This is a genomic window from Collinsella sp. AF15-51 (assembly GCF_003462845.1).
Classification (GTDB): domain Bacteria; phylum Actinomycetota; class Coriobacteriia; order Coriobacteriales; family Coriobacteriaceae; genus Collinsella.
In genome coordinates this window covers 1-23,739 of the sequence record NZ_QRYG01000027.1, presented here as the reverse complement: position 1 = coordinate 23,739, position 23,739 = coordinate 1, and the positions used below count along the sequence as shown (strand labels likewise).

The window sequence follows — 23,739 nt, the reverse complement described above, 5'->3', positions numbered from 1 at the left end:
CGATTGGCGAAAATACGTTGGTGAAAATGGTGAAAAATATATTGACGCTAACATCGTCGCCCTCGAGCAGCCCCGCCGTCTCGGCCTCGAGGGCCCCGGCCTCGTCGAGGGCCTCCGATATCCGGGCGGCCAGGAACCTGACCTGCCTGTTCTCGGCCTCGACGAGCGCCGGCGGGGGCGCGGTGGAGGCGGCCGCGGCCTCCCCGGCGGCCTCGGCCCGCGGGCCCCCGGCCCCGGAGCGGGCGATCCCCCACGCCCCGCCGAACCCGGCGAGCAGCTCCAGCCACCGCCGGTCCGACAGGTCGACCGCGGCCTCGAGGGCCGGGCAGGACTCGAGCAGCACCGCGCGCAGGCGGTTCTTGTCCCTGGTCGCGCAGGCGACGACGTGGTCGCGCTGCGACGAGAGGGCGCGGGCGGCCTCGAGGGCCTCGCCGCGGCCCGGGACCCCCGACAGGGAGTCCGGCACGCCCAGGGCGGTCCGCGCGATCACCGCGGCGTCGCGCTCGTCGGTCTTGGCCTCGCCGGCGAACAGGCCCGCGGCGCGGCTGGCGGCGAGCCCGGGCAGGTGGGCGACCCCGAGCCCCGCGGCGCGGGCCCGCCTCACGGCGAGGGACCCTATGTTGCGGAACTGGTCGACGACGACGAGCGTGCCGGCGGGCGCGGAGGCGAACAGCGCGTCGAGCTCGGCCTCCCTGTTGCGGACGGGGGCGCTGGCCAGCACCTCCCCGTCGCGGTCGATCAGGCAGGCCCAGTGCGATGACTTGCCGACGTCCAGGCCGAGCACGGCCGCGGGCCTGGTGGATGGCGCTTTCACGGTGGTATCCTTCCGGTAGTCGTTCGACCGGATGGCCTCCCCCTCGGCACTCACATTACCAGCCGCGGCACCTGCCCGGCACTTTCCTATCAGCCGTCGGGGGCGGCGCGTCCCGCGCCGGCAGCACCCAACGGGCCCTCTCGGGGGCAGGGACGTTCGGCCGTGCGCGGGCGCCCGGTCGGCGGCCCGTTCTGGGCGCGCCTCAATCGTAGCCCGAGACGGGCCCGGGCTGACAATTTCGACTGTAATGGACGTTCTTAAACGACTAGTCAAACAACAAGAACGTCCCCAACAACTACTTATAAACGGCAGACTATCCACTCTCATTCTGCGAGCACTCATTTCAGTCTGTCCCCAATGAGTGCCCTGGAGCAGGACAACTCCGCAGGTAGAGGACGGACAGCGAGCGCCGTCCAGAGCGTACAAGTTGGCATGAAAAAGGCAGGGCATTGACCTTCTGGTCATGCCTTGCCTTTTGAATGACAAATTGTCGCTCTGGGCGGCGCGCAGCGTCGAGCCGTTACGCGGGTTGGTAAACCCGCGTAACTAAACACGCTCCGCGATCTCGTGGATCAGATAGTCGGTCTTTTCCCAGCCCAGGCACGGGTCGGTGATCGACTTGCCAAAGACGCCGCCGTCGACCGGCTGGTTGCCATCCTCCAGGTAGGACTCGATCATAAAGCCCTTGACCAGTTTGGAGATGGATTCGTTGCGGCGACAGCTGTCGAGCACTTCCTTGCAGATGCGATACTGCTCCAGCGGGCGCTTGCCCGAGTTGTCATGGTTGCAGTCGATAACCGCCGCCGGGTTGGCGTAGCCGGCGTGCTCGGTATAGCGCTCGGCAAGGCGCTCCAGGTGCTCGTAGTGGTAATTGGGGTAAGTGCGACCGTCGAGACCGATGTAGCCGCGCATGACGGCGTGCGCGAGCGGGTTGCCGTCGCACTCGACCTCCCAGTTGCGGAAGATAAAGCTCTGGTGCGCCTGGGCGGCGTAGATGGAGTTGAGCATGACGGTAGTGGAACCGGCTGTAGGATTTTTCATGCCCACCGGCACCGAAATGCCGCTCGACACCAGACGGTGCTCCTGGTTCTCGACCGAACGCGCACCCACGGCGACGTAGCTCAACAGGTCGACGAGGTACTGGTAGTTGGACGGGTAGAGCATCTCGTCGGCAGTGAAGAAGCCAGTCTCCTCGATGACGCGCAAGTGCATGTGGCGAATGGCCTTAACGCCTTCGAGCAGATCGTCGGGCGCCTCGGGATCGGGGTTGTGCAGCAGGCCCTTGTAACCGGTGCCCTTGGTGCGCGGCTTGTTGGTGTAGACGCGCGGGATGATGATGAGCTTGTCCTTGACCTCCTCGGCGGTTTTGGCCAGGCGGTTCATGTACTCGAGGACCGAGTCCTCGCGGTCGGCAGAGCACGGTCCGATGATGAGCACCTTGCGCGCGTCCTCGCCGGTAAAGACCTTGGCGACCTCGGCGTCGAATGCCTGCTTCTTAGCAGTAAGCTCAGCGGACAGCGGCATTTCCTCGCGGATCTCCATGGGGATCGGCAGCCTGCGTTTAAATTCCATGGCCATGCGGGGCCTCCTCAATCAAAGAAGTCTAAGCTTGAATCGTCGAATGCTCGGCATTATCCGCTGTCGCACGCTAAAGTGCAAGCACGACCAACCAAAAAGGGAATGGATAACGCGCGGGTCGCTTACCACGAGAGTGGATAATCTCCCGTTTTTGGCCTAGGATCGCGCTGAAAGTGGGAGATTATCCACTCTCGTCGAGCAAGCGTCCGAAAATCCTCGCTCGTGGCCCCTTTTCCTCCGTCCCCGAGGGAACGGGACTCGTCTGCCGAATGATTGATGCGGCGACGGCGCGCCCATGTCACACTCAGAGGTGGCCTGACCCACCTTGGAAGGAGCCTCCATGAGCCTTGACAACGTAACCCTGCGCGCCGCCACGCTCGACGACCTGGCTGGCATCGCCGCCATCTACAACCAGCTGTGGTGCAACACGCTGCGCAACCGCGGTGACGTCGAAGCTGCCGATTTCTGCGCGCGCTTTAACATCACCATGCAGCTACAGCGCTCACCTATCGCGCTTGTCGCCGAGGCCGAGGGCCGCATTATCGCCGCCTGCTGCATCGGCATCTTCGAGGACGGCAAGCCGCGTACCAATCCCACGTGGGTGCCCTGCTACGACGAGATGTTCGCCCAGGCAACCGAGATGGCAAAGACCGCCGACGCCAAGCTCGAGGGCTCGCTCTTTGGCGACAGCCGCGAGAAGGCCACGGCCGACCGCTTTGCCGCCACGGGCAATGAGTATGCCCAGGGCCAGCTCAACCTCATCATCATCGTGCCCGAGTGGCAGGGCAAAGGGCTCGGCCGCGCGCTCATCGACCTTGCCCGCGCCGAGCTCGCCCGGGCAGGCTGCACCAAGTTCTTCCTGATGAGCGACTGCAACTCTGACTGGCAGTTCTACGAGCACCTCAACATGAAGCGCATCCTAGAAGATCACAGCCAAGACACCGGCGACGGCTTTATCGTCTACATGTACGGAGGCGACACGCAGGATTAGCCTGTGTGCCGCCTCATGGGCTTTCTCCAAGACAGCCCAAACCGGTCAGCCATACCAAATAGAGACCTGCCAAAAAGGGACAGGTTTATTTTGGCAGGTTTTATCTGGGAAAACACCAAGGCCGCCGCGAGGGAACTACTTTCCCTCGCGGCGGCCTTCTAACAGCAAAAACCAAGTGAGTAGATTTTTTGCAGGAATCCGAGCACACGCCAAATCGCCACAGCGCTGACCTGCAGTTTTACCGAGCATTTGTCGCGATGTGCTCGGTAAATCCAAAAAAGTCTACTCACTTGCATCTGAGGCGCACCGGATCGGCAAAAAACCGCCGCGAAAGGGATCCGGACCCTTCGCGGCAGTTGTTAATACGCCGAACTTGTTATCGCAAAAGCCAATCACGCGCCGAGACCACGCTACAGTCTTTCGACTCATACGTTGAATCCACGCGGGCCACAACATAGCGCGCATCTTTTGCAATGTCGATCTCATCGCATACAGCCTGTAAATGGCGGGCGTACTTATCGTGATACGTTCTGGATGATTTTATTTCGATAGCCTTGGGACTCCCTGAGTTTGTGCAGTCGAGCAAATCGATTTCTCGCTTGCCGTCGTCCCTATAGAAATACAACTCGGGATTCTCGCCCACGTTGAGATGGCTCTTCGCCGTTTCGGAAACGATGAGGTTTTCGAAAACTGCCCCCAGATAAGGGCTCTCCAAAAGTTGCTCCAGTGATCCAATTTTGAGCAAGTAGCAGAGCAGCCCCGTGTCGTAAAAATAAAGCTTGGGCGTTTTAGTCAAACGTTTCCTGGCATTTGCATAATAAGGCTGCAGTGAAAACGTCAGGTAGCTCTGCTCCAGGATAGACAACCAGCTTTTAATGGTCGATACGTTCACACCCGTATCTCGAGAAAGCGAAGATATATTAATGAGAGCACCGGCGCTCTGGGCAATTATGGACAGTAACTTATGAAACTCCGCTTTATTGCGCACGTCAAGCAAGCCCACAACATCGCGCTCAACATAGGTATCAATATAGCTGGGGAAATAAACCGAGGACGGCATTCCGGCGGAACGCAGGCGAGGGTATCCCCCTTCGAGCGCAAACAAATCCACTTCCAACTGCCCCTGCTGGCCCCTCTCCGCTTCTCGAAACGAAAATGGCAGCAATTTTAAGATCCCGACTCGCCCGGCAAGAGACTGGCCGATGCTTTTCATCATCAAAAAGTTTTGCGATCCCGTAAGGATGTATTGACCGGCATCTCCCCGCTCATCCGAAACAACCTGGATCATCGAGAACAAATCCGGGGCGTATTGCGCCTCATCGATGATGAGTCCGCCCTTTCGGTTGCGGATAAAACTCACCGGATCCTCCAAGGCCGCGCGCCTCGTTTGGGGGTCCTCAAGCGTGACATAGGAATAGTCGGGAAAGGCATGCCTAACCAGCGTAGACTTTCCGCTCTGCCTAGGCCCCGTCAACGACACAACAGGAAACCAACCCGCCATGCGAATGAGCAACTCATGCAAATCCCTGTTAATGTACTCGGCCATATCAACGCCCCTTATAACGCTGTTACCATAATCGTATAGTATCATTTTCCATAATCTTGCAGTAGTGTTTTCTATAATCTTGTAGTAGTGTTTTCCACAATCTTATAGTAGCCCAGTTCAAAAACGTTATTTATAGAGCCGAAATCTCAGACCCTAAATAACAATAGCCACCACAATGGGAACTGTCCCCATTGTGGTGGCTTGCAGGCGAGTTGACTTATTCGACTATCGCGCGCCGGCCGTGTCCGAGTCTAGAGCGTGGCAAGTCGCTTGGATTCGCGGACGGCGAGGGCGATGGAGATAAGGCCAGTGATGGCGTCAGCCGCCACCAAGGCAAACCAGACACCCTGAACGCCCATCATGTTGCCAAGCAGGTACATAAGCGGCACGGAGCAGATCACGTAGCGGAGCAGACCGGTGAACGTGGCGATACCCACCTTCTCAACCGCCTGGAAGTACATCGACATGGTCATGGCAAGATAGCCCAGGGCCACGGCCAGGATAACGATGCGCGTGGCGTTGGCGGCAACCTCGACGAGCGCCGGGTCGCTACCAGCAAAAAAGGCGCAGACCGGCGTTGCGGCCACCCATAGCACAGCAGACACCGCAGCAAGCGTCACGACCTGGTACTTAAGCGTGCAGGAGAGCGTTTCCTTGAGGCGCGCCCACGCCTTGGCGCCGGCGTTGAAGGCGGCAATGGGCTGCAGGCCGTACGAGAAGCACTGGGCGACCATCATGGTAATGTAGAGGATGTAGCCGTTGATCACACCAAAGGCCGCGATGTAGAGCGAACCCATGTCGCCGCCGAGCTGGCCAAGCAACGAGTTGGCAACGGTGTTGAAGATGAACGTGGCAGCTTGCACCAAAAAGAACGGGAAACCAATCTTAATGATCTGGCCGCAGATGGCCATGTCGAGTTTGAGGTCGGCGGCGTTGATCTGGAGCTGCGACTTCTTACCGCCGATGAACCAGAAGATACCGATGGCCCAGATACCGATGGAAAGACCGTAGTACACGCCAGCTCCCATAACGCCAAGCTTGAGCACAAACGTGGAAAGCGCAAGCCAGCAGATAGCGACGATGGCAGACACGGTCATGAGGTTGGCCTGGATCTGAACCTTCTCGTCCACACGCATGACGGCGGTGACCATCTGACCAATGACCGTGAGCGGCAGCAGCACGGAGAAGGTGCGCACGCCGGCAACGGTATCGGTCATGATGTCGGGCGTGGCGCCGAAGAATGCGCAGATGGGCTCGGTAAACACAGCCATCACCACAGCAAGCAGCACACTCACAATCGTGGTAAGCCAAAAACCCTGGCTAAACGCCTTGCTGGCGCCCTTAATGTCGCCGGCACCCAAAAGGTTGCCCACCACGGCGGGCACGCCGGTGCCAAACAGGTTGCCAAAGGCCAGGTTAATGTACTCGACCGACATGATGATCGAAACACAGGCCAGGCCGTGTGCACCCAGGCCCCAACCCATCACGAGGCCCTCAAGGACCACCATGATAATCTGGGCGAGCATACCCTGGCCGGTGATGATGGTGTACTTGCGCACCAGGCCGGGAATCGGCTGCGAGGCAAGCTCACGCTCCTCCTCAACAGCGGCGGTTGTCTCTTCTGCCATTGTTCTCCCCTTTCCATGAGAGATTGATGAATGGATGGATGAATGGATGGGCGGCACGCACAGGCTGTGGCACCGCCCAGCGATGCAGCAGCCCCGCTAGGCCTCGTAGACCACCTTGCCGGCAATCATCGTGAGAGACGCCGTGGCCTCGAGGACCTCAGCCGGTTCGCAGTCAAAGAGGTTGCGGTCGAGCACACAGATATCAGCCTGTTTGCCGCATGCGAGCGTACCGATGCGATCCTCGGCATGCATGGCGTAGGCGCTGCCGTAGGTGTAGGCGCGCAGGGCCTCGGCCATGGTAATGCGCTCCTGGGGGAACCAGCCCTCGGGGTTGGAGCCGTCCTCGAGCATGCGGAAGACCGCGCCGTACACCTCCTCCATGGGCTCCAAGCCCACAACGGGGAAGTCGCTGCCCAAGTGCACCACGGCACCGCTGGCAAGCAGGCTGTGCAGGGGCCACGAAAGCGCTGCACGCTCGGGGCCCACGGCATCGTCCTTGGCAAGGTCAGCCATATCGAGCAGCATGTGCCACGGTTGCATGCCGGGGCATATACCAAGCTCCGCGTAGCGCGGCAGATCCTCGGGCTGAACCGTCTCGTTGTGCTCCATGGAGTGGCGGCAACCCCGCTTACCATGCAAGCGCTCGCCCTCCTCAAAGCAATCAAGCACAAAACGCACCGAGCGATCGCCGATCGTATGGACGCGCGTGTCAACGCCCCATTCCTGCGCCCTGACAATGGCGGCACGGATGCGCTCTGGATCCTCCGCGGGCTCACCGCAGGTATCGGGCGCATTGCTATAGGGTTCAAGCATCCAAGCGGTGTGGTCGGAGCACACGCCATCAAGAAACTGCTTAAAGCCGTGCCACTCGACCTGCGTACCCGAGAAGGCGTATTTCTCCTTGATCTGCTCGAGCGTTAAGGACTCGTTTTCGAACAGATCGGTGTACAGGAACACGCGCAGTGGCAAGTCGCCCTTGGCATTAAGACCTGCCAACACCGCATACGGGTTTTCCATGCTCACAAACGTAGGATTGACCATGCCGACCGTAGTGATTCCCAGGGCATTGGCGCGCCGGGCGGTTTTTGCAAACGACGCGTCAACAACCTCGGGCGCTGGGTCGTAGACCTCGTCCATAAAGAAGACGCCGGCGTTGTTGGAAAACACGCCCGTCAGATTGCCCTCGGCATCCTTAAGGATCTTGCCGCCTGCGGGATCGGGCGTCTGCGAAGTTACTCCCACCTTGTTGATGGCGCAGGTATTGGCACTAAAGGTATGCAGGTCAACCTGCTGCAGAAAGACCGGGCGGTCCGAGATGTACTCATCGATCATCGCGGCTGTGGGCATCTCGGGGACATCCCACTGGAACTGGATAATCTGGCAGCCCAGAATCCACTCGTTATCGGGATGGTCGGCCGCAAACGCCACGACACGTTCCATCGCCATCTCAAAACTGGTGCAGTCGATGAGGTTGACGGCAAAATCGGGGTCGGTCATAAACGCGCCCTGGGCAAAATGCGTGTGTGAGTCGATCAGGCCGGGCATGACGAGCTGGTCGCCAAAGTCGCGCACCTCGGTATCGGGACCGATAAACGGTGCCAGGTGAGCATCGTCACCGCAGGCAACAATCTTATCACCGCGCACGGCAACGCCGCCCTTAAACGGCTCGAGCCCATCGCCGGTAAAGACGGCGTTGCTCTTGATAACTACATCAGCCTTGTCCATGTGAGCCTCCTCAGGCATCTTTGGTTGCAACGCGGACGCACCGCCCGCGTGGGCACTCGGTTGGGAGCGTAGCGCTCCCGCATCGGCGCGTGCCTACAAGCCGTGCTCGGACGTCTGTCCCACGTCCGCGGCTTCGCGCTACACCCATTGATACACAGGGGCAAATCCGTGCCAAGGCCAGGGATCGCAAACGGTCAGTTTAAGCAGGTTTACACGCTTTACCTGCAGGTTTATTGTCTGAGATTATTACCGCGTCATTACGCCCAACGGCGTGCCCGCCCACACGGCAAGACCCGCATGCAAGGAAGAATAGGACTAGGAACGCCAAAAGGCATCTATGAGGTCATCTCGGTTGGAGACACCGCTTTTAACGTAGATGCGATGCAAGTGCGCCTTGACAGTGCCAGGGCTGATGACCAACTCGCTGGCGATGTTTTGGGCGTCGTTGCCCTTCAGCACCAGCGTGAGCACCTCCTGCTCGCGCCGCGACAGCTTACGGGCATCGGCATAGATCACAACGCGTGATGCTAGATCGTCCCCAGAGCGTGCGCTCTCGGCCGCCACGTCCTCATCGGCACGCGGATGACGGGCATACACGCGCAGGATATGGCTAAACTGGCAAAAGAGTTGGACCGCGCATGCCACGAGCAGCACGTTTTCGGAGATATTGCGCTCGGACAGATACCACAAAAAGAGGCTGATGACGGGGTTTTGAGAGTCGGGGCGGCAGAGCAAAATCATGTAGGTGTCCTCGGCGATTACGCAAAACGCAAGAACGAGTGCCACCTTCCAAAAGAGCTTTGAGCGGTCGAGGTCGAGTTTCTCAACACGCGTGGCCCTGTGCCGGTAATGCCAGGCGGCATAGGCAAGACATCCTACATTGCCCAGGTCACGCGTGAGCCAAAAGAGATACTGCTGCATCTCTCCGGCAGCACCGCTGCGAGGCACCAGCACCAATTGCAAGATTGAAAACGGCACGATAACAAGTCCGAGCATGCGCGACGTCGGCCTTTTGCGCAAGCGCGCAAACATCCACAGCACAATGCAAGCATAGATGGCAATACCGAGCACGCAGCGCAGCAAGGGGTGCTGCAGCGGCTCGCTAAAGGTAACGGCGTAGTCATATTTGAGCCGAGTGTACTCGTCAAAAAAGATGACCGACATATCGAGCATGTAGAGCAAAAAGCCCGCCGCGGCCACTAGGCTGTCGCGACGGTGCGTCATGAGCCAAACCACCAATGCCACGGCACTGGTCACCAGAGCCACACCCATGATAATCGTGGTGTAGATATAGAACGCGAAACTCATGCCCGCCTCCCCTGTCTAGATGCTGTGAGGATGTTGACAGATTCTTTGCCGCAAGATTAGACTCACCGATTAAACGTACTGTATCGTTTAGATAAACAAGCTGTGTCTCACCGATGAAAGGAGATGCCATGGCACCGATCGCTCCGCTCAAGATGCTCGTCGCGCCCGCCGCCAAGGCCATCACCCGACTCGGTTCTTCCATGACCTACGACGATGTCCCCTGCGCCGTTGAGGCGCGTTCGGACAGCTGCCCCTACCTGGGCCACGTCCCCTACTTTGCACCCAAGCTCGCATCTGATCCCGAGCAGCGTGAGCAGTAATCCAAGATGCATCTAGCACCGCACAACTCGCGGCGCTACTGTTTTGGCGCAAAGCGACCTGTCCCCCTTGCGCCAACGCCGGGATTGTCGATGCTGCGGCCGCGGCGCGATATGAGGCGCGAAACCTCGCCCAGCAACACGCCGATCACCACACCCATGAGGATCGGCAACTTTGACATCTCGGCGGGCGAGCTGTTAAGCGGCACGATTGTCGCAACAATCGAAAGCACGAGCTCTACCACCGGCACCGCAAGCGCTACCGCAAGCACCTTGCCCTCGAAGGGCGCGCGGAACACACGTGGGCGGTCGTCGTATTTACGCAGGCGCCAAAACGCCGGGAACATCGGGATATAGCTCATGAGCAGAAAGACGACGTTCATCGAGAAGAAGACCCAAAAGACGTCGGAACCTTCGCCCAGCGGAATCTGAAGTAGCAGCACCAAGCTGGCAAAACAACCGTTAATGAGTGCTGAGCCGTTGGGCATGCCGGTCTTCTTGGACACCAGCGCAAAGGGGCGCGGCATGTTGCCGTGGCGCGCGGCATAGCTCGCCACGTTGTTGACGCCAAAACTCCAGCAGATCATGTTGGCGAACAGCGTCACCAAAAAGGCCACGCCCACGACCATCGTCAGCGGGTGAGCGCGCCCCACCATGGCGGCAACCGCGTCCACAATGCCCGAATCGAGTGAAAGCTGCTCGGTGGGAACCGCGGCTCCAATACCGATGCCACAGATAATGTAGATCGCCGCGATGGCAACGCCACCGGCGATAACCGCCTTGGGGATATCGCGCGATGGGTTCTTCATCGTGCTGGCAAAGGTCGCGACCACCTCAAAGCCCATAAAGTTGAATAGGATGATTGAAAGATACGTCAGTGAGTTAGTGTCTCCCAGATCGGGGACAAAGGTCTTAAACGACATATCGTTGGCAAAGCCGTTATTGCAGGCAAACCAGATGCCGACGATTCCCACCACGGCGGTAATGAGCACCTTGATGACGGCGCCGCCATCCATGACCCAATCGGCCTCGGCCACCGGCTGCATTGCCATGACCGTGACGCCCCACACAAAGGCAAGCTCGATGGCAATTCGGACCCCAAGCGAAAATTCGATGCCCCATACCGCATTGATGACACTGGGGAACATGCAGGCGATACTTGCCACCCACAGTGGAAAGTTGACCCAATAGCACCAGGAGCAGCGGGCGCCCCAACGGTCGCCCAAGCCCAGGCGAACCCAATCGTACAGACCGCCCTCGGAATCGAACGCCGTACCGAGCTCGGCCACCACCAGGCCATAGGGAAGCAAAAACGTAATGATGAGGAAGATCCACCAGAAGAACTGCACGTTACCCATGGCAGATGCCGGAGCGGCCGCCTCGATGGTAAAGACAACGCAGATAACCGAGAGGATGACCTCGAACAGGGAGAACTTTTTACCTGCCACGACACGCTCCCCCTACAGCAAAAAGGATGGCATCTGTACCGAAGGCGCAGCCCAAGGTAGGGTTGCAGGCCGCGTCACCGGTGCAGGTGCCATCCCAAAGAGAAGAGAGGATGCAATTGTTGGACCAACGCTCGCGGAACAGGCGCGTGTAGATAACGATACGCTGGTACATAGATACTCCGATCAAAACGGCCGCGATTGCGACCGGAATCTTTTGGCAATTGAAGACGCGTCTGACCTGGGATATTCAAGCGAACAATTGGCCTAACCCGCAATAAATCCCAGATCAGACGCGTACTCAATCAAAGAGGCGGGCACTCCGAAGTGGAGGCAACGGAGTGCCCAAAGAAAAACCCAGCCGACCAAGACATCGAATAAACCGACCATCAATGCCCCGAGATGGTCACGGTGCGATTCATCGACTGTCCGATTGATCGGCTGGGTTTCCGAGGTGCGGCAGATTGCCCTGAAAGAGGAGGGCATAGACCTTAAGGGTCATGCCCGACGATTGAAGGGCAAGGTGCCGTGCCTCGGGAAGCCAGACAATTACGCGGACGGCTCCTGCTGCGTAATGCAGTGGATGTTGCCGCCGCCGAAGACGACCTGCTCGGACTGGACGCCGACGCACTTGTAGACGCCCTCGCCCCAGACCTCGTCATAGATCTTCTGGAGCGTGTCGACGGCCAGCTGGTCGTTCTCGTCGCCGTACTGCGGGACGATGACGCCGTGGTTGGTGACCAGGTAGTTCATGTAGGACGCGATCAGCGGCTCGTCGGGGACGCGCGGCTCGGCGTTCTCGTCGGCGTCGATGGTGTCGCAGGAGGCCTGGTCCATGAACAGCGGGTCCACGGGCATGCAGAGCTTGTAGACCTTCATCTTGCGGCCCTTGGCGTCAACGGCGTTGGAGAGGGTCTCGTAGGCAGCGTGGCACTGCTCGTAGAACGGATACTCGGGATCGTCGGTCCAGATGCAGGCCATGACGCCCGGAGCGATGAACGTGGCAACGTCGTCGATATGACCGTTGGTCTCCTCGGGGTCGATGCCCTCCTTGACCCAGATGACCTTCTCGACACCCAGGTAATCCTTGAGGTGCTCGTCCATGTAGGCGCGAAGCTCCTCGCTCCAAGGCTCAAACTTCTTGTGGAACTTGGGCCAGATGGACTCGGGATCCTCTTCCTCCTCCAGAACCGCAGAGCAGGTGCGGCCCGGGGAAAGCAGGCACTGGTCGGTCACGACAAGGGTGCCCTCGCCGTCGACGGTGATGGAGCCGCCCTCGAGGATCATGTCGTCGGGACGATAGCGACGGCAGCCGGAGAGCTCAGCCATCTTGAGGGCGATCTGCTCGTCCTTGTCCCACGGAAAGTACAGGCCGTCGACGAGGCCGCCGTAGGCGTTGAAGTGCCAGTGGTTGGCGCGCTTCTCGCCCTTGCCGTTGATGACGTAGGTGGCGGCGGTGTCGCGGAACCAGGCGTCGTCGGTGGTCATCTCGATAACGGTGACGTTCTCGTCGTTCTCGAAGACGGCCTTGCAGTTGGCATAGTCGACCTGGTTGGCGCACATATAGACCGGGGTGAACTCGGAGATGGCGCGGGCGATGGCGGCATACTGCTTCTGAGCCGGCTTGGCGCCGTGGGCCCAGGTGTCGGTGCGGTGGGGCCAGCCCATCCACACGCGATCCTGCGGGGCGAACTCGGCGGGCATAAAGAAGCCGTCGGCCTTGGGGGTGGACTCGGACTCGGTGATCGTACGCATAAGATTTCCTCCAAATCGAACGATCGTTTGCCGCGGGCGGATTACCCGCAGCCTAAAACCAAGAGATAGTGGGCGCCCGTCCCCCGGCAAAGGTCGGGGCGCCCGGTGCCGGTTTTCACGGAGCCGCACCGACGAGCGGCAACGTAACCAAGTGCGTGGAGACAAACGCACGAAGGATACGAGAGAGAGGTTGGGGCGGGCGGTGGTTACCGGAGCTATCGCTCGCACCCGCCCCAGGAAATAGTGAGCAAATTTGTCGCTTTGGGCACGCCCTCGAAGAGGCTAGAGTGCCTGGAGTCGGGAGCGACAAGCCCGACGAAGCGCACGTTGGTACGCGAGGAGGGTTGGAGCCCCAGAACCGGGTGCTCTAGTTCTCCTCGGCCTCGGCGGCCTCCTCAGCGAGACGCTGAGCTGCCAGCTCGGGAGTGAGGCCCTTGTACTCGGTCTCGCGGCCCTTAGCGCTGACGACGCGGACAACCTCGCCGATGAGCAGAAGCACGATGAAGATAACGATCATCGGGAGCTTGTCGCCAATTTCAGCGGCAGAGAACGGCACCAGCGTTGCAACGATGGCCAGGATCAGCTCGATGCAAGGGATGGCCAGCATGACCTTCATCATGGCACCCTTAAACGGGAACGTGAAGATGCGCTCGCGGTCGGGGTCGTTCTTGCGAAGGTTGAGGAACGCCGGGAACATCGGGATGTAGGTCAGCAGCAGGAAGACGACGGAGGTGCCGAAGAGCATCCAGAAGACGCCGTTGGAGATGGCATCGATGGGAACGAGCTGCAGGCACAGCACCAGGGAGGCAACGACGGCGTTGACCAGGTTGGCACCGTTGGGCATGTCGTCATCAGAGATCATCGAGGCGAAGACCTTGGGCATGTTGCCGTGCTCGGCAGCGTAGCGAGCAACGGAGTTAACGCCGAAGGACCAAGCAGCCATGTTGGCGAACAGGGTGATCAGGAAGGCAATGCAGATGACCTTAAAGATCATGGAGTCGCCCACCATGGTCTGGACTGCATAAATCATGCCGTAGTCGGGGTCGATGGAATCGGCCGGCACAGCAGCGCCGATGCCAAAGCCAGCGAACAGGTAGATCACGGCGATGGACAGGCCACCGACGATGATAGCCTTGGGAATATCGCGAGCGGGATCGGCCATGTCATCGGTCATGGTGCAGATGACCTCGAAGCCCATGAAGTTAAAGATGATGATCGACAGGTAACCGAGAGCGTTGGTGTTGGTGAGCTCGGGCAGGAAGGTGGCAGCGGACATGTCGTTCGCAAAACCGTTCTCCATGGCATACCAAATGCCCAAAGCGCCAACGATAACGGCGACGGCGACCTTGATGATGGCGCCACCGTTAAGGACCCACTCGGAGTCGGCCGCCTTGGAGCGGCCCATGAGGTAGACGATCCACACAAAGGCAAGATCGATACCCATCTTGGCGATCAAGTTGAACTCAACGCCAAAGACCATGCCCAAAATGTCGGGGAACATGGTAGCCAGCGAGGCAATCCACAGCGGGTAGTTGACCCAGTAGTAATACGAGATGCGGGCGCCCCATTTGTCGCCCAGGCCATCGCGTACCCAGTCGTAAATGCCGCCCTCGCCGTCATAGGTGGTGCCGAGCTCGGCAACAACCATGCCATAAGGAAGCAGGAAGGTCAGGATCAGGAAGATCCACCAGAAGAACTGCTGGTTGCCAATGGCAGCAGCAGGAGCGGCGGCCTCGCAAACGAAGACGACGCAGATGATGGTCGAAATGACCGTCAAAAAGGAAAGCTTTTTCTTTCCGTCGCTCATGATGAGCTCCTTCGCTCAGTCTTGGACAGATCCGAGGCCCAAGGTACTAAGGCAATTGCCTGAGCCTCGGTGAGCGGGCGACAGGAGACGAGCATCCGCCGCCCGCAAACGTGCGTTTAGCAGGCTTAAGGCTTAGAGCTGCTCGAGAGCCTCGAGAGCGGCGTGAAGCTCGGCCTTGGCGGAGTACTCGACACCCTCGTCGTTGAGCGGGGTGCGCTTGCCCAGGGCAGCGAGGAGAGCACGGATGGAGTGCTTGCGGTTCTCGGCCTCGACCCAGCACAGGGAGCGCTCGGGATCGTCCATAACCTCGTCGACGACTTCCTCGTTGCGAGTGGCCGGCAGGCAGTGCATGAACTTGGAGTTGGGGCCGGCGAAGTTCATCATGTCCATGGTGACCTGATACTTGGGGTAGAACACGTCCATGTAGTTCTCGCCCGAGACCTCCTCGTCGTACAGGCCATACCACACGTCGGTGTAGATGAAGTCGGCGCCCTTGATGCACTCGATGTCGTCGGAGATGACGACGGAGCCGCCGGAGACCTTGCAGTTCTCCTCGGCGATGGCCATCATCTGCTTGCCGAACTCGGCGCGCTCCTCAACGGTGCCAACGTGCAGGCCGCCGTCGGGGATCTGGTGGCCCTTGGGTCCAAACTGGACAAACTTCATGCCGACCTTGGAGGCGATGAACATGAGGGAGACGCAGACCTGGGTGGCGTCGCCGATGAAGGCCAGGGTGCAGTCCTCGATCTTCTTGCCCTCGGGGAGGTTCTCGAGCATGGTCATGAGGTCGCCCATCTCCTGCGTGGGATGGTTGAACTCGGACATGCCATTGATGACGGGCACAGCGGAGCCCTCGGCGAGGCCGACGACGTCCTTGTGACGGTCAACGCGAGCCATCATGATGTCGAGCAGCGAGCCCATAACGCGAGCGGTGTCGCCCAGGGACTCGTGACCGCCGAGCTGGATGGTGCCAGGGCCATAGAACTGAGCATGGCCGCCGAGGTCGGTCATAGCGGTCTCGAAGGAAAGACGGGTGCGGGTGGAAACCTGCTGGAAGATCATGCCAAGGCTCTGGTTGCGGAGCAGGTGCGGATAATAACCGTCAACCTTGATGGCCTTCTTCATTGCCAGGCCAAGATCCTCGATAGCCAGGATCTGCTCTTTGGTGAAGTCGTTGGTGTCGATGAAATCCTTAGGCAGCGCCATGTCGATTCCTTTCCGCCGGTCGTGCCGACTATTGCTATGAGGCGCTCGAACATCACGCCTCGTGTTGACAAGACCATCATTCACCCGTATGCAATTTTTACCTAGTTTATTCGGGATTAAAGACCGTTCACGGAGTTACACCCCCTCTAAACCAATATAAACCCGCAGGTAGCCAGCTTGCAGGGGGTTTACTATCTAGAACCGCGAACGGTATACGGCTATGCTGTATCTCGGCGCCTAATCCGCAATGGAACGAAGGGTTGAGACGTCTATATCCCACAAGGTATACAGGGCTCGGCCATAGATGAAATGAGATGGGACGGTGGCAGATGAACACCCTGATGTTCTTCTATACCCTAGCGATACTCGTGATCTGTATTGTGACGGCAGTGCTTTCGCTTGCCGCCTATGCCTCGTCTCGTCGACGCTTCTTTATCTATGGCAGCGGCGTTTTTATTTGCTATGCCATCGAGATGACCGAGATCTTCTTTTTTGAATACACGTTGCAAAACCAGAGTTTTCCAGCCAGCGACTATTACTCAATTAACATGCCTGTGTTGCAGACCCTTGTGGCGACCGCTTCACAAGCTTTTATCTGGCTCATTGCCATGGACTTGCTCGACAAACATTCAAAAAAGCAGTTTGTTATTCCCGTCGCAACGTTCTTCCTGAGCGAGCTGCTGGTCATTGTCGCTGTCCCCTACGGCCCCATGCATCAATGGCTCTACTACACAATGCGTCAGGTATTCCTTGTATTTGTGGGACTGTATATCTTTTGGACGGCGCATAAAAGCACGCAGGTCGAGCTTAAGGCGCGCGTCAACAATCAACGAAAGCACCTCATTATCGGCGCCATTCTGGTCGGGTGCATCGTTGCCGAGGATTTCTACAACATCCTTGTTGTTCCCATGAGCCTGGCACCCTCTTGGCTGCAGCTGTACCTGTCCGAGCGCAACTTTAGCGAGAACATCTTTGCGTGCTACTTTGCGATTCTGCTGATCATCTATGCCTATCACGTGCTTTCGATTCGCATGCAGGAGGCGCCCGAGGAAAAGAACGTCAGCGATCTTGATCGACACATCGAAGAGCAGATGCCCTTCTATCGCAACGCCTACAAGCTCTCCAACCGCGAAACCGAAGTCATGCGTCTGGTTGTGTTGGGCAAATCGAACCAAGAGATCGCTGACGAGCTCTTCCTTGCCGTGGGCACCGTCAAGACCCATATCCACAACATCCTGGTCAAAACTGAGCAGCAAAACCGCACGACGCTCATCCTCCACTTTTGGAAACGATAACCTACCAAAAAGGGACAGGTTTATTTTGGCAGGTTTTATCTGGGCAAATGCCAAAACCGCCGCGAGGGAGCTACTTTCCCTCGCGGCGGTTTTCTAGCAGTAAAACCAAGTGAGTAGGCTTTTGGCGGGATGCCGAGCACGCCCCAAAACACCACCGCCCTGACCTGCGGTTTTATTGAGCGTTTGGCGCGGTGTGCTCGACAAGTCCAAAAAAGTCTACTCACTTGCATCTGAGAGGCATCCGATAGACAAAAAACCGCCGCGAAAAGGGTCCGGACCCCGTTCGCGGCGGCTGTTCGCGTTGGTTTTGCGACGGTTTTGCCCGCTTGTTACTCGCTGTAGCGGGTGGCGATGGCAGCTTGTACCATGCCGGCGCTCATGAGGTACGTCACCAGGAAGTAGCCACCATAGGCTGCCAGGAAGATCGCACAGGTGAGGCCCACGGTGCCGCCGATGCTCATATTTCCGAATATGCTCACCAGCTCGATGATCACCTTAAGTGCCACAAAGGAGTGCGCTAGGCCCACTGCCAGCGGGAACAGGAAGAATACCGCTTGCTGCGCCATCACCGAATGGCGAATCTGGCGGTCGTCGCAGCCGATCTGTGCCAGCACACGATAGCTGCGGCTGCCATCGGCCACGTTGGAGAGTTGCTGGATCGACAGAATCGCCGCGCATGCAACGACCAATACAAAGCCGATGTAGATGGCTAGGTAGCTAATAAGACCGTTCATTTGCGCTGCTTGCGTGTACATCTCGGAGCGTGTGATGAAGGTTCCCCACGACCCCGGCTTCTTGCCGTCAACGAGCAGATCGTCGAGCAGAGTGTATTTAATGCTCTCGTCTGCCTCGGTCGTATCCATCCCCTGTTTGTAGTTAACGAGCAGGCTACTGGAATACGGCTGCAGATTAAGTTGGGACAACAGCTCGTCGGCAACGACGACGGTACCCGGATTACTGCCCATCGCCGAGTTGGCGATGGCCGCCGTATCTTCGTCCGACTTATCGGTTGCGGGCTTGAGCGTATGCCCGCCCAAGGTAAGGGCATGGCCACCAGCCATATACTTGGTGTACAGGTCGACCAGCTCGCCGCCCATATCACACGTGAGCAGATACTGGTCGTGACCGATGTGCACCGGCTCCTCACCCATCATCTGACGCAGTTTGTTGTACTGGCTCGCCGGCGTCACAAACAGACCCATCGTATCGGCATTGCTACCCCCGAACGCCTTGGGAAGCTTTTCGCCCATGATCTTGCACATCTCACTTGGGGTCACCGAAGGATTCGAGCTGCCAAACGGGTAACTCAGATACGAATCGATCTGCACATGCTCACCGGCAACATCGGCGATATCGACCTTCTTGCCGGTCTCGTCGTTGTTGTCCGCCGAACTGTCCCTGCCGTGCCATGCGGGGTACAAATCGACCGTTGTATCGGCCGGCACCATGCGATCGGCTTCATCAGACGGATTGACGTACTCTTTGTAGTAGTCGAGCGTATCGGGCGTGTAATAGACATACGTCTGTGACACGTCAACAGGGTTATAGCGCTCCAGGTTTTCGTTCATCACATTGGCAATCGACATACCGCACGTCACCGAGGTGATGGCCAAAAACAGGAGCATCGCGATGACGCCCATCGAAAAGCACACCGTGTTGACCTTGGCCGCAAGCTGGCGCACGGTAAACATGTTGAGGCCGCGCCAATACACGCCGCGCAGGCTCTGCAGCAGCTTGATGAGCATGCCCGAGAGTCCCCAGAACAGGGCAAAGGTGCCCACGGTAACCATAGCGGTCGTAATGCCAAACTGGTTCATGGCCTCTTGCAGCTTGCTGTCCGTCGCGGTTAGCGGGAACCCATCACGTAGCAGACGGTAATAGGCCACACCCACAAGCACCACGCCCACGGCAAAGATGGCAATCGCAATCCAGGGGTTGCGCGTCTTGATGCTCTCGTTGCGACGCTCGGCACCCATAAGCTCGATGAGTTTGGTACGACGCACGGCGCGAAGGTTCAGCAGTAGCGTAAGCACAAACATTACGAGCATGCAGGCAAGGGTCAGATTGAACGCATGCACCGAGAAAAAGAAGTGGAAATTGGCGATCTGTGTCTTAAAAAGCGAGGCCGTAAAGAACGTCATGAGCTGGGAGAGTCCCACACCCAGCACAATGCCGGCGACAAAGGCCACGACCGAGACAATCACCGTCTCGAGCGCCATGATCGTGGCGACGCGTCCGCGCCCCATGCCGAGCACCTGATACAGGCCAAACTCCTTCTTGCGGCGTTTCATGATGAAGTTATTGGCATACACCATCAAAAAGGCCATGACACCGGCCAAAAAGTACGTCAGGTCGCCGAGCATGCTGCCCATAACCTGCGCCAAGCCCTCTTCATCGATTCCGGCAATGTCGACCTGCATCGAGACGGTATTGAAGGCATAGAAGACCGTGACACCCAGGGTGAGCGTCAAAAGGTAGACGAGGTAGTCGCGGCCGGCGCGGCGGACGTTACCCCAAGCGAGTTTACAGAGCATCGGAGCCCTCACCGCCCATCATGGCAACGACCTCCATAATGCGGTCGAAGAACTCTCGGCGATCGGTGTCGCCGCGGCGCAGCTCGGTGAAGATCTTGCCGTCGCGAATAAACAGCACACGGCTCGTGTAGCTGGCGGCAAAGCTGTCGTGCGTGACCATGAGCACGGTGGCGCGTAGACGGCGGTTAAGAGCCTCCAGGCTCTCGAGCAGCAAACGGGCGCTCTTGGAATCGAGGGCGCCGGTGGGCTCGTCGGCCATAATCATAGTGGGGTCGGTGACGAGCGCGCGAGCCGCGGCAACGCGCTGCTGCTGACCGCCGGACATCTGGTAGGGATACTTGTCGAGCACCTGACTGATGGACAGACGCGCGGCCACGTCCTGCACGCGGGTCGAGATTTCGGCCGAATTCACACGGGCGATGGTGAGCGGCAGGGCTATGTTCTCGCGTGCCGTGAGCGTATCGAGCAGGTTGGAATCCTGGAAGATAAAGCCGAGCTCCTCGCGGCGAAACTGCGAAAGCTTGGCCTGCTTCATGCGCGTCACGTCCTGGCCGTTGATGCGGATCGTGCCACTTGTGGCGCTATCGATGGTCGAGACGCAGTTGAGCAACGTCGACTTGCCCGAGCCCGAGGCGCCCATGATGCCAACGAATTCGCCGCGGTTGACGGTAAAGCTGACGTCGTTGAGCGCGCGGGTCACGTTGCCCAGCGCTCCATATACCTTTTCGAGATGCGCGACCTCCAGTACCGGGGTCGCCATGTGCGTGGTTTGCATACCGAGTCCTTTCTTGCGATTAGTCTACGGCATCTATAGTCGCAAGAAGACGAGTCGGCTACCATCGATATGGCTTACGCTTGCCTTACCGTTGTGTAAGGTACGGGTAGCTAGCCTGTCACTTGTTGATGTTGAGAGAGGACTCCTGTTGAAAACTGTTCATGTTGCCGCTGGGATCATTCGCAAGGAAGGATCCGACGAGCTGCTTGCCGTGCAGCGCGGCTACGGCGACATGCAGGGACTTTGGGAATTCCCAGGCGGCAAGCTCATGCGCGGCGAGACGCCCGAAGACGCCGTGCGCCGCGAGCTCATGGAAGAGCTGCAGTGAAGGTCACCAACCTGCGTGACTTCTACACCGTTGAGTACGACTACCCCGATTTCCATCTCTCCATGGAGTGCTACTACTGCTCGCTCGCCGATGAATCCGATGAGCCCCAGAAGCACGACCGCCAGCTCGATATCCGCTGGATTCCGCGCACCTCGCTTGCCACGGTGGAATGGATGCCCGCCGACAAAGGGCTTATCGATGCTCTGATTGAGTTGAAGGAAGACCGGCTTGAGGCCAATGGCGCTGCCAACGACGCCGAGGCCGCCACGACCGAACACCCCGCCGCCAAACCAAAGCGCGCACCTAAGCGCCGTAGCAAAAAACGCCCCAAGCCAGGTCTGCTCGACGGCATCGATACCTCGGACCTTTCCGCCGACGAGCGTGAACTGGTGCGCCGTCGCGCCGCCATCAAAAAGTCCATGAAGGGCAACAAGCGCGCCAACACCAAGCCCGAGCTGCTCGTTCGCCAGCGCCTGCGCGCCGCGGGCCTTACGGGCTATCGCTTGGAATGGAAGGTTCCCGGCAAGCCCGACATCGCCTTCCCCGGCCGCAAGATCGCCATCTTTGTCAATGGTTGCTTTTGGCATCGCTGCCCTAAGTGCAATCCGAGCCAGCCAAAGCGCAATGTTGAGTTTTGGGAGGCAAAGTTCCGTCGCAACGTCGAGCGCGACCGCGCTGCCGTGGCTGCACTCACTCAAATGGGCTGGACGCCCATAACCATCTGGGAATGCGAGCTCAAAAAAGACCGCATCGACGCCACGATGGAAAGGGTCATCGAGCAGGTGCGCGCCGCAGAGTCGCAGCGCTAACAGCGAGCATTCACACGCTCCGCACGTCCGCGCCACATCCACGTCACAAACCTTAGAAAGCCCTTAAGCTCAAAACCTTTCAAGAGTGTTACTCGATACCTCTGACCTGCAGTTTCATCGTAACACCAAACCAGGTTAAGCCTTTCTTTAGCGCTTCTTTGCGGCAGCCGCGTCATAATACAGCCAACGCACGGGACCTAGCAGCACACCCCGTGCGCAACCTTTTGGTGGACATCGAGGAGGCCGCATAAGCATGCATTCTTCCAATGACGCAGCACAGCAGCCATCCCTAACACATGCAAACCTTTTCTCCTTCCCCCCGACACAGAGAAACGGCCTCCTCGACTCCCCAACCTCACAGCAAAAGCGCTCAGCCGATCAGAGCCTCAACCTGCGAGCATCCTTCGAAAAGCTCCAAGCATCCCTAGACAAGGCGTTCCCCGAACAGGCAAGAGCAATCTAAGCCCATCGCGCTTTATACTGATGTCATGCGAAACATGGATCACATAGAATTGCACCGCGGAGGACGCGAGGAAGCGTTTCCCGAGACCGCCGAAGACTGGCCCTATATTGCCGAACGCGCAGAATTCGCTCGCTATCCGGGCAATTCCGTCCCCTGGCACTGGCATTCCGAAGTTGAGCTTTTCTACATGGAGCAGGGAGCGATTGACTATCGAACGCACGCGGCTCATGAGCACGTACGCTTTGAGGAAGGGTCCGCCGGCTTTATCAACGGCGGCGTTTTGCACAGTACGCTGCAATCACCCAATTCGGCGCCAGCCATTCAAATGCTGCATATCTTTCAGCCGTCGATGCTCGGCGATCCCGCGGGACGTCTCCAAAAGCGCTACATCAACCCATTGCTTCAATGTCGAGGCGTCGATGTGCTCAAATGGTCGCCCACCAATCCCGACGATATGCCCTTTATCGATTTGCTGAAGAGCTCCTTTAGCCACGACCTTCAACAGCCGCAGAACGAGATGGCGCTTCGAAATAGTTTGTCAGAGCTCTGGATTCAGATTAACGCCAAGACCGAACCGCTCTTTTCTTCCGACGGCGCCTCTTGGATGACCAGCCGCGACGTACAGTTCAAGGCAATCCTGGACTTTATCCGCGCAAACTATGCAGCCGCTATAGATGTGCCCCAGATGGCATCTGCAGCCGGCGTAAGCGAAAGAGAGTGTTACCGCTTTATCGAAACTTGTGCAGGAACGACCCCGGCGGCATATCTACGCGCATACCGCATAAACCGTGCTTGCGAACTTTTGGCACACACCACGCGAACGGTACAGACAGTCGCGCGCCAATGCGGATTTATAACAGCAAGCCATCTTGGCCAGGTATTTAAAGAACAAATGGGGTGCACTCCTTCGAGCTATCGAGCAGCGAGGCAGAATCTCGATAGCACCAGGCAGAAATCCCGCTAGCCCTTCTTCTGTCACTGCATCAAACTTGCAGGCAAACAACAGAGAGGAGCAATCATATGAAGCACTTTGACCATATCGTATTTGACGTTGATGGGACATTGGCAGATACAGAAGAAAGCGTTCTGTCATCGCTTGTCCAGATTGTCCAAGAAGAGACCAGCAAAACGCTTCCCCGACACGAGCTTGACTTTGCCCTCGGCATACCCGGCAAGGATGCCCTTGAGAAACTTGGGATCTACTCGCAGGCAACGTTGGATCGCTGGTGCCAAGTTGCCGCCAGCTTTAAAAGCACCATCAGCGTGTTTCCAGGCTTGCTTGAAGTCATCGCAACACTCGCCGATAGCGACTGCAAACTTGGCATCGTCTCCTCACGTGCGCGCGACGAATACGCAAAAGAAATGGCTCTGTTAGACCAAATTTGACACGATCGGCTGTTCGTCGAACCGGAAAA

19 protein-coding genes are annotated in these 23,739 nt (G+C 58.4%); 7 read left to right on the top strand and 12 right to left on the bottom strand.

Annotated features, from left to right (window positions below):
* On the bottom strand, positions 1-814 hold an 814-nt coding region (locus tag DWW51_RS10315), incomplete at its 3' end, for a transposase (RefSeq protein ID WP_197032250.1).
* Between the two features lie 546 nt (positions 815-1,360).
* Positions 1,361-2,392 (bottom strand): 3-deoxy-7-phosphoheptulonate synthase, encoded by a 1,032-nt coding sequence (locus DWW51_RS09650; RefSeq protein ID WP_117635771.1) that lies wholly within the window; start codon positions 2,390-2,392, stop codon positions 1,361-1,363.
* 340 nt (positions 2,393-2,732) lie between these two features.
* On the opposite strand from DWW51_RS09650, the gene DWW51_RS09645 reads away from it, so the two are divergent.
* On the top strand, positions 2,733-3,383 hold the full coding sequence (locus DWW51_RS09645; protein ID WP_117635772.1) for a GNAT family N-acetyltransferase: 651 nt from the start codon (positions 2,733-2,735) through the stop codon (positions 3,381-3,383).
* A 376-nt stretch (positions 3,384-3,759) separates the two neighbouring features.
* Here DWW51_RS09645 and DWW51_RS09640 read toward each other — a convergent pair whose 3' ends face one another.
* The 4 genes from DWW51_RS09640 to DWW51_RS09625 all read right to left on the bottom strand — a co-directional run bounded on the left by DWW51_RS09640 (position 3,760) and on the right by DWW51_RS09625 (position 9,590).
* Positions 3,760-4,929: an ATP-binding protein gene (locus DWW51_RS09640; RefSeq protein ID WP_197032249.1), complete on the bottom strand. Its 1,170-nt coding sequence runs from the start codon at positions 4,927-4,929 to the stop codon at positions 3,760-3,762.
* 251 nt (positions 4,930-5,180) lie between these two features.
* Complete coding sequence (locus tag DWW51_RS09635; protein WP_117774348.1) at positions 5,181-6,557, bottom strand: MATE family efflux transporter; 1,377 nt, start codon at positions 6,555-6,557, stop codon at positions 5,181-5,183.
* Between the two features lie 96 nt (positions 6,558-6,653).
* Complete coding sequence (locus DWW51_RS09630; protein WP_158550994.1) at positions 6,654-8,282, bottom strand: amidohydrolase; 1,629 nt, start codon at positions 8,280-8,282, stop codon at positions 6,654-6,656.
* Positions 8,283-8,597: 315 nt separating this feature from the next.
* Positions 8,598-9,590, bottom strand: a complete 993-nt coding sequence (locus DWW51_RS09625; protein ID WP_117774347.1) for a helix-turn-helix transcriptional regulator — start codon at positions 9,588-9,590, stop codon at positions 8,598-8,600.
* A 128-nt stretch (positions 9,591-9,718) separates the two neighbouring features.
* Between DWW51_RS09625 and DWW51_RS09620 the strand changes: the two genes are divergently transcribed.
* Complete coding sequence (locus tag DWW51_RS09620; RefSeq protein WP_117774346.1) at positions 9,719-9,910, top strand: hypothetical protein; 192 nt, start codon at positions 9,719-9,721, stop codon at positions 9,908-9,910.
* Between the two features lie 35 nt (positions 9,911-9,945).
* Here the strand turns inward: DWW51_RS09620 and DWW51_RS09615 are convergent, their stop codons facing one another.
* The 4 genes from DWW51_RS09615 to ptcA form a co-directional block, all read right to left on the bottom strand.
* Positions 9,946-11,355: an APC family permease gene (locus DWW51_RS09615; RefSeq protein WP_117774345.1), complete on the bottom strand. Its 1,410-nt coding sequence runs from the start codon at positions 11,353-11,355 to the stop codon at positions 9,946-9,948.
* A 546-nt stretch (positions 11,356-11,901) separates the two neighbouring features.
* Positions 11,902-13,107, bottom strand: coding sequence for an agmatine deiminase family protein (locus DWW51_RS09610; protein ID WP_117774344.1), 1,206 nt, complete (start codon positions 13,105-13,107; stop codon positions 11,902-11,904).
* Between the two features lie 367 nt (positions 13,108-13,474).
* Positions 13,475-14,914, bottom strand: a complete 1,440-nt coding sequence (locus tag DWW51_RS09605) for an APC family permease (protein WP_117774343.1) — start codon at positions 14,912-14,914, stop codon at positions 13,475-13,477.
* Positions 14,915-15,046: 132 nt separating this feature from the next.
* Positions 15,047-16,120: a putrescine carbamoyltransferase gene (ptcA, locus tag DWW51_RS09600; protein WP_117736104.1), complete on the bottom strand. Its 1,074-nt coding sequence runs from the start codon at positions 16,118-16,120 to the stop codon at positions 15,047-15,049.
* A gap of 329 nt (positions 16,121-16,449) precedes the next feature.
* On the opposite strand from ptcA, the gene DWW51_RS09595 reads away from it, so the two are divergent.
* Positions 16,450-17,415 (top strand): response regulator transcription factor, encoded by a 966-nt coding sequence (locus tag DWW51_RS09595; RefSeq protein ID WP_197032248.1) that lies wholly within the window; start codon positions 16,450-16,452, stop codon positions 17,413-17,415.
* A gap of 329 nt (positions 17,416-17,744) precedes the next feature.
* Here the strand turns inward: DWW51_RS09595 and DWW51_RS09590 are convergent, their stop codons facing one another.
* Entirely contained in the window at positions 17,745-19,949 is a 2,205-nt protein-coding gene (locus tag DWW51_RS09590) for an ABC transporter permease (protein ID WP_117774341.1), read from the bottom strand.
* Positions 19,939-20,724 (bottom strand): ABC transporter ATP-binding protein, encoded by a 786-nt coding sequence (locus DWW51_RS09585; RefSeq protein ID WP_275689291.1) that lies wholly within the window; start codon positions 20,722-20,724, stop codon positions 19,939-19,941. Before DWW51_RS09585 ends, DWW51_RS09590 begins: the two co-directional genes overlap by 11 nt.
* Positions 20,725-20,872: 148 nt before the next feature.
* On the opposite strand from DWW51_RS09585, the gene DWW51_RS10410 reads away from it, so the two are divergent.
* The 4 genes from DWW51_RS10410 (at position 20,873) to DWW51_RS09565 (ending at position 23,710) form a co-directional block, all read left to right on the top strand.
* Positions 20,873-21,052, top strand: a complete 180-nt coding sequence (locus DWW51_RS10410; RefSeq protein WP_231501636.1) for an NUDIX domain-containing protein — start codon at positions 20,873-20,875, stop codon at positions 21,050-21,052.
* Positions 21,049-21,861 (top strand): DNA mismatch endonuclease Vsr, encoded by an 813-nt coding sequence (gene vsr, locus DWW51_RS10405; RefSeq protein ID WP_231501635.1) that lies wholly within the window; start codon positions 21,049-21,051, stop codon positions 21,859-21,861. Before DWW51_RS10410 ends, vsr begins: the two co-directional genes overlap by 4 nt.
* 497 nt (positions 21,862-22,358) lie before the next feature.
* Positions 22,359-23,288, top strand: coding sequence for an AraC family transcriptional regulator (locus DWW51_RS09570; protein WP_197032247.1), 930 nt, complete (start codon positions 22,359-22,361; stop codon positions 23,286-23,288).
* A gap of 56 nt (positions 23,289-23,344) precedes the next feature.
* The gene (locus DWW51_RS09565; protein ID WP_117774339.1) at positions 23,345-23,710 is read left to right on the top strand and encodes an HAD hydrolase-like protein; all 366 of its coding nucleotides are present in this window, start codon (positions 23,345-23,347) and stop codon (positions 23,708-23,710) included.
* The last annotated feature ends 29 nt before the right edge of the window (positions 23,711-23,739 follow it).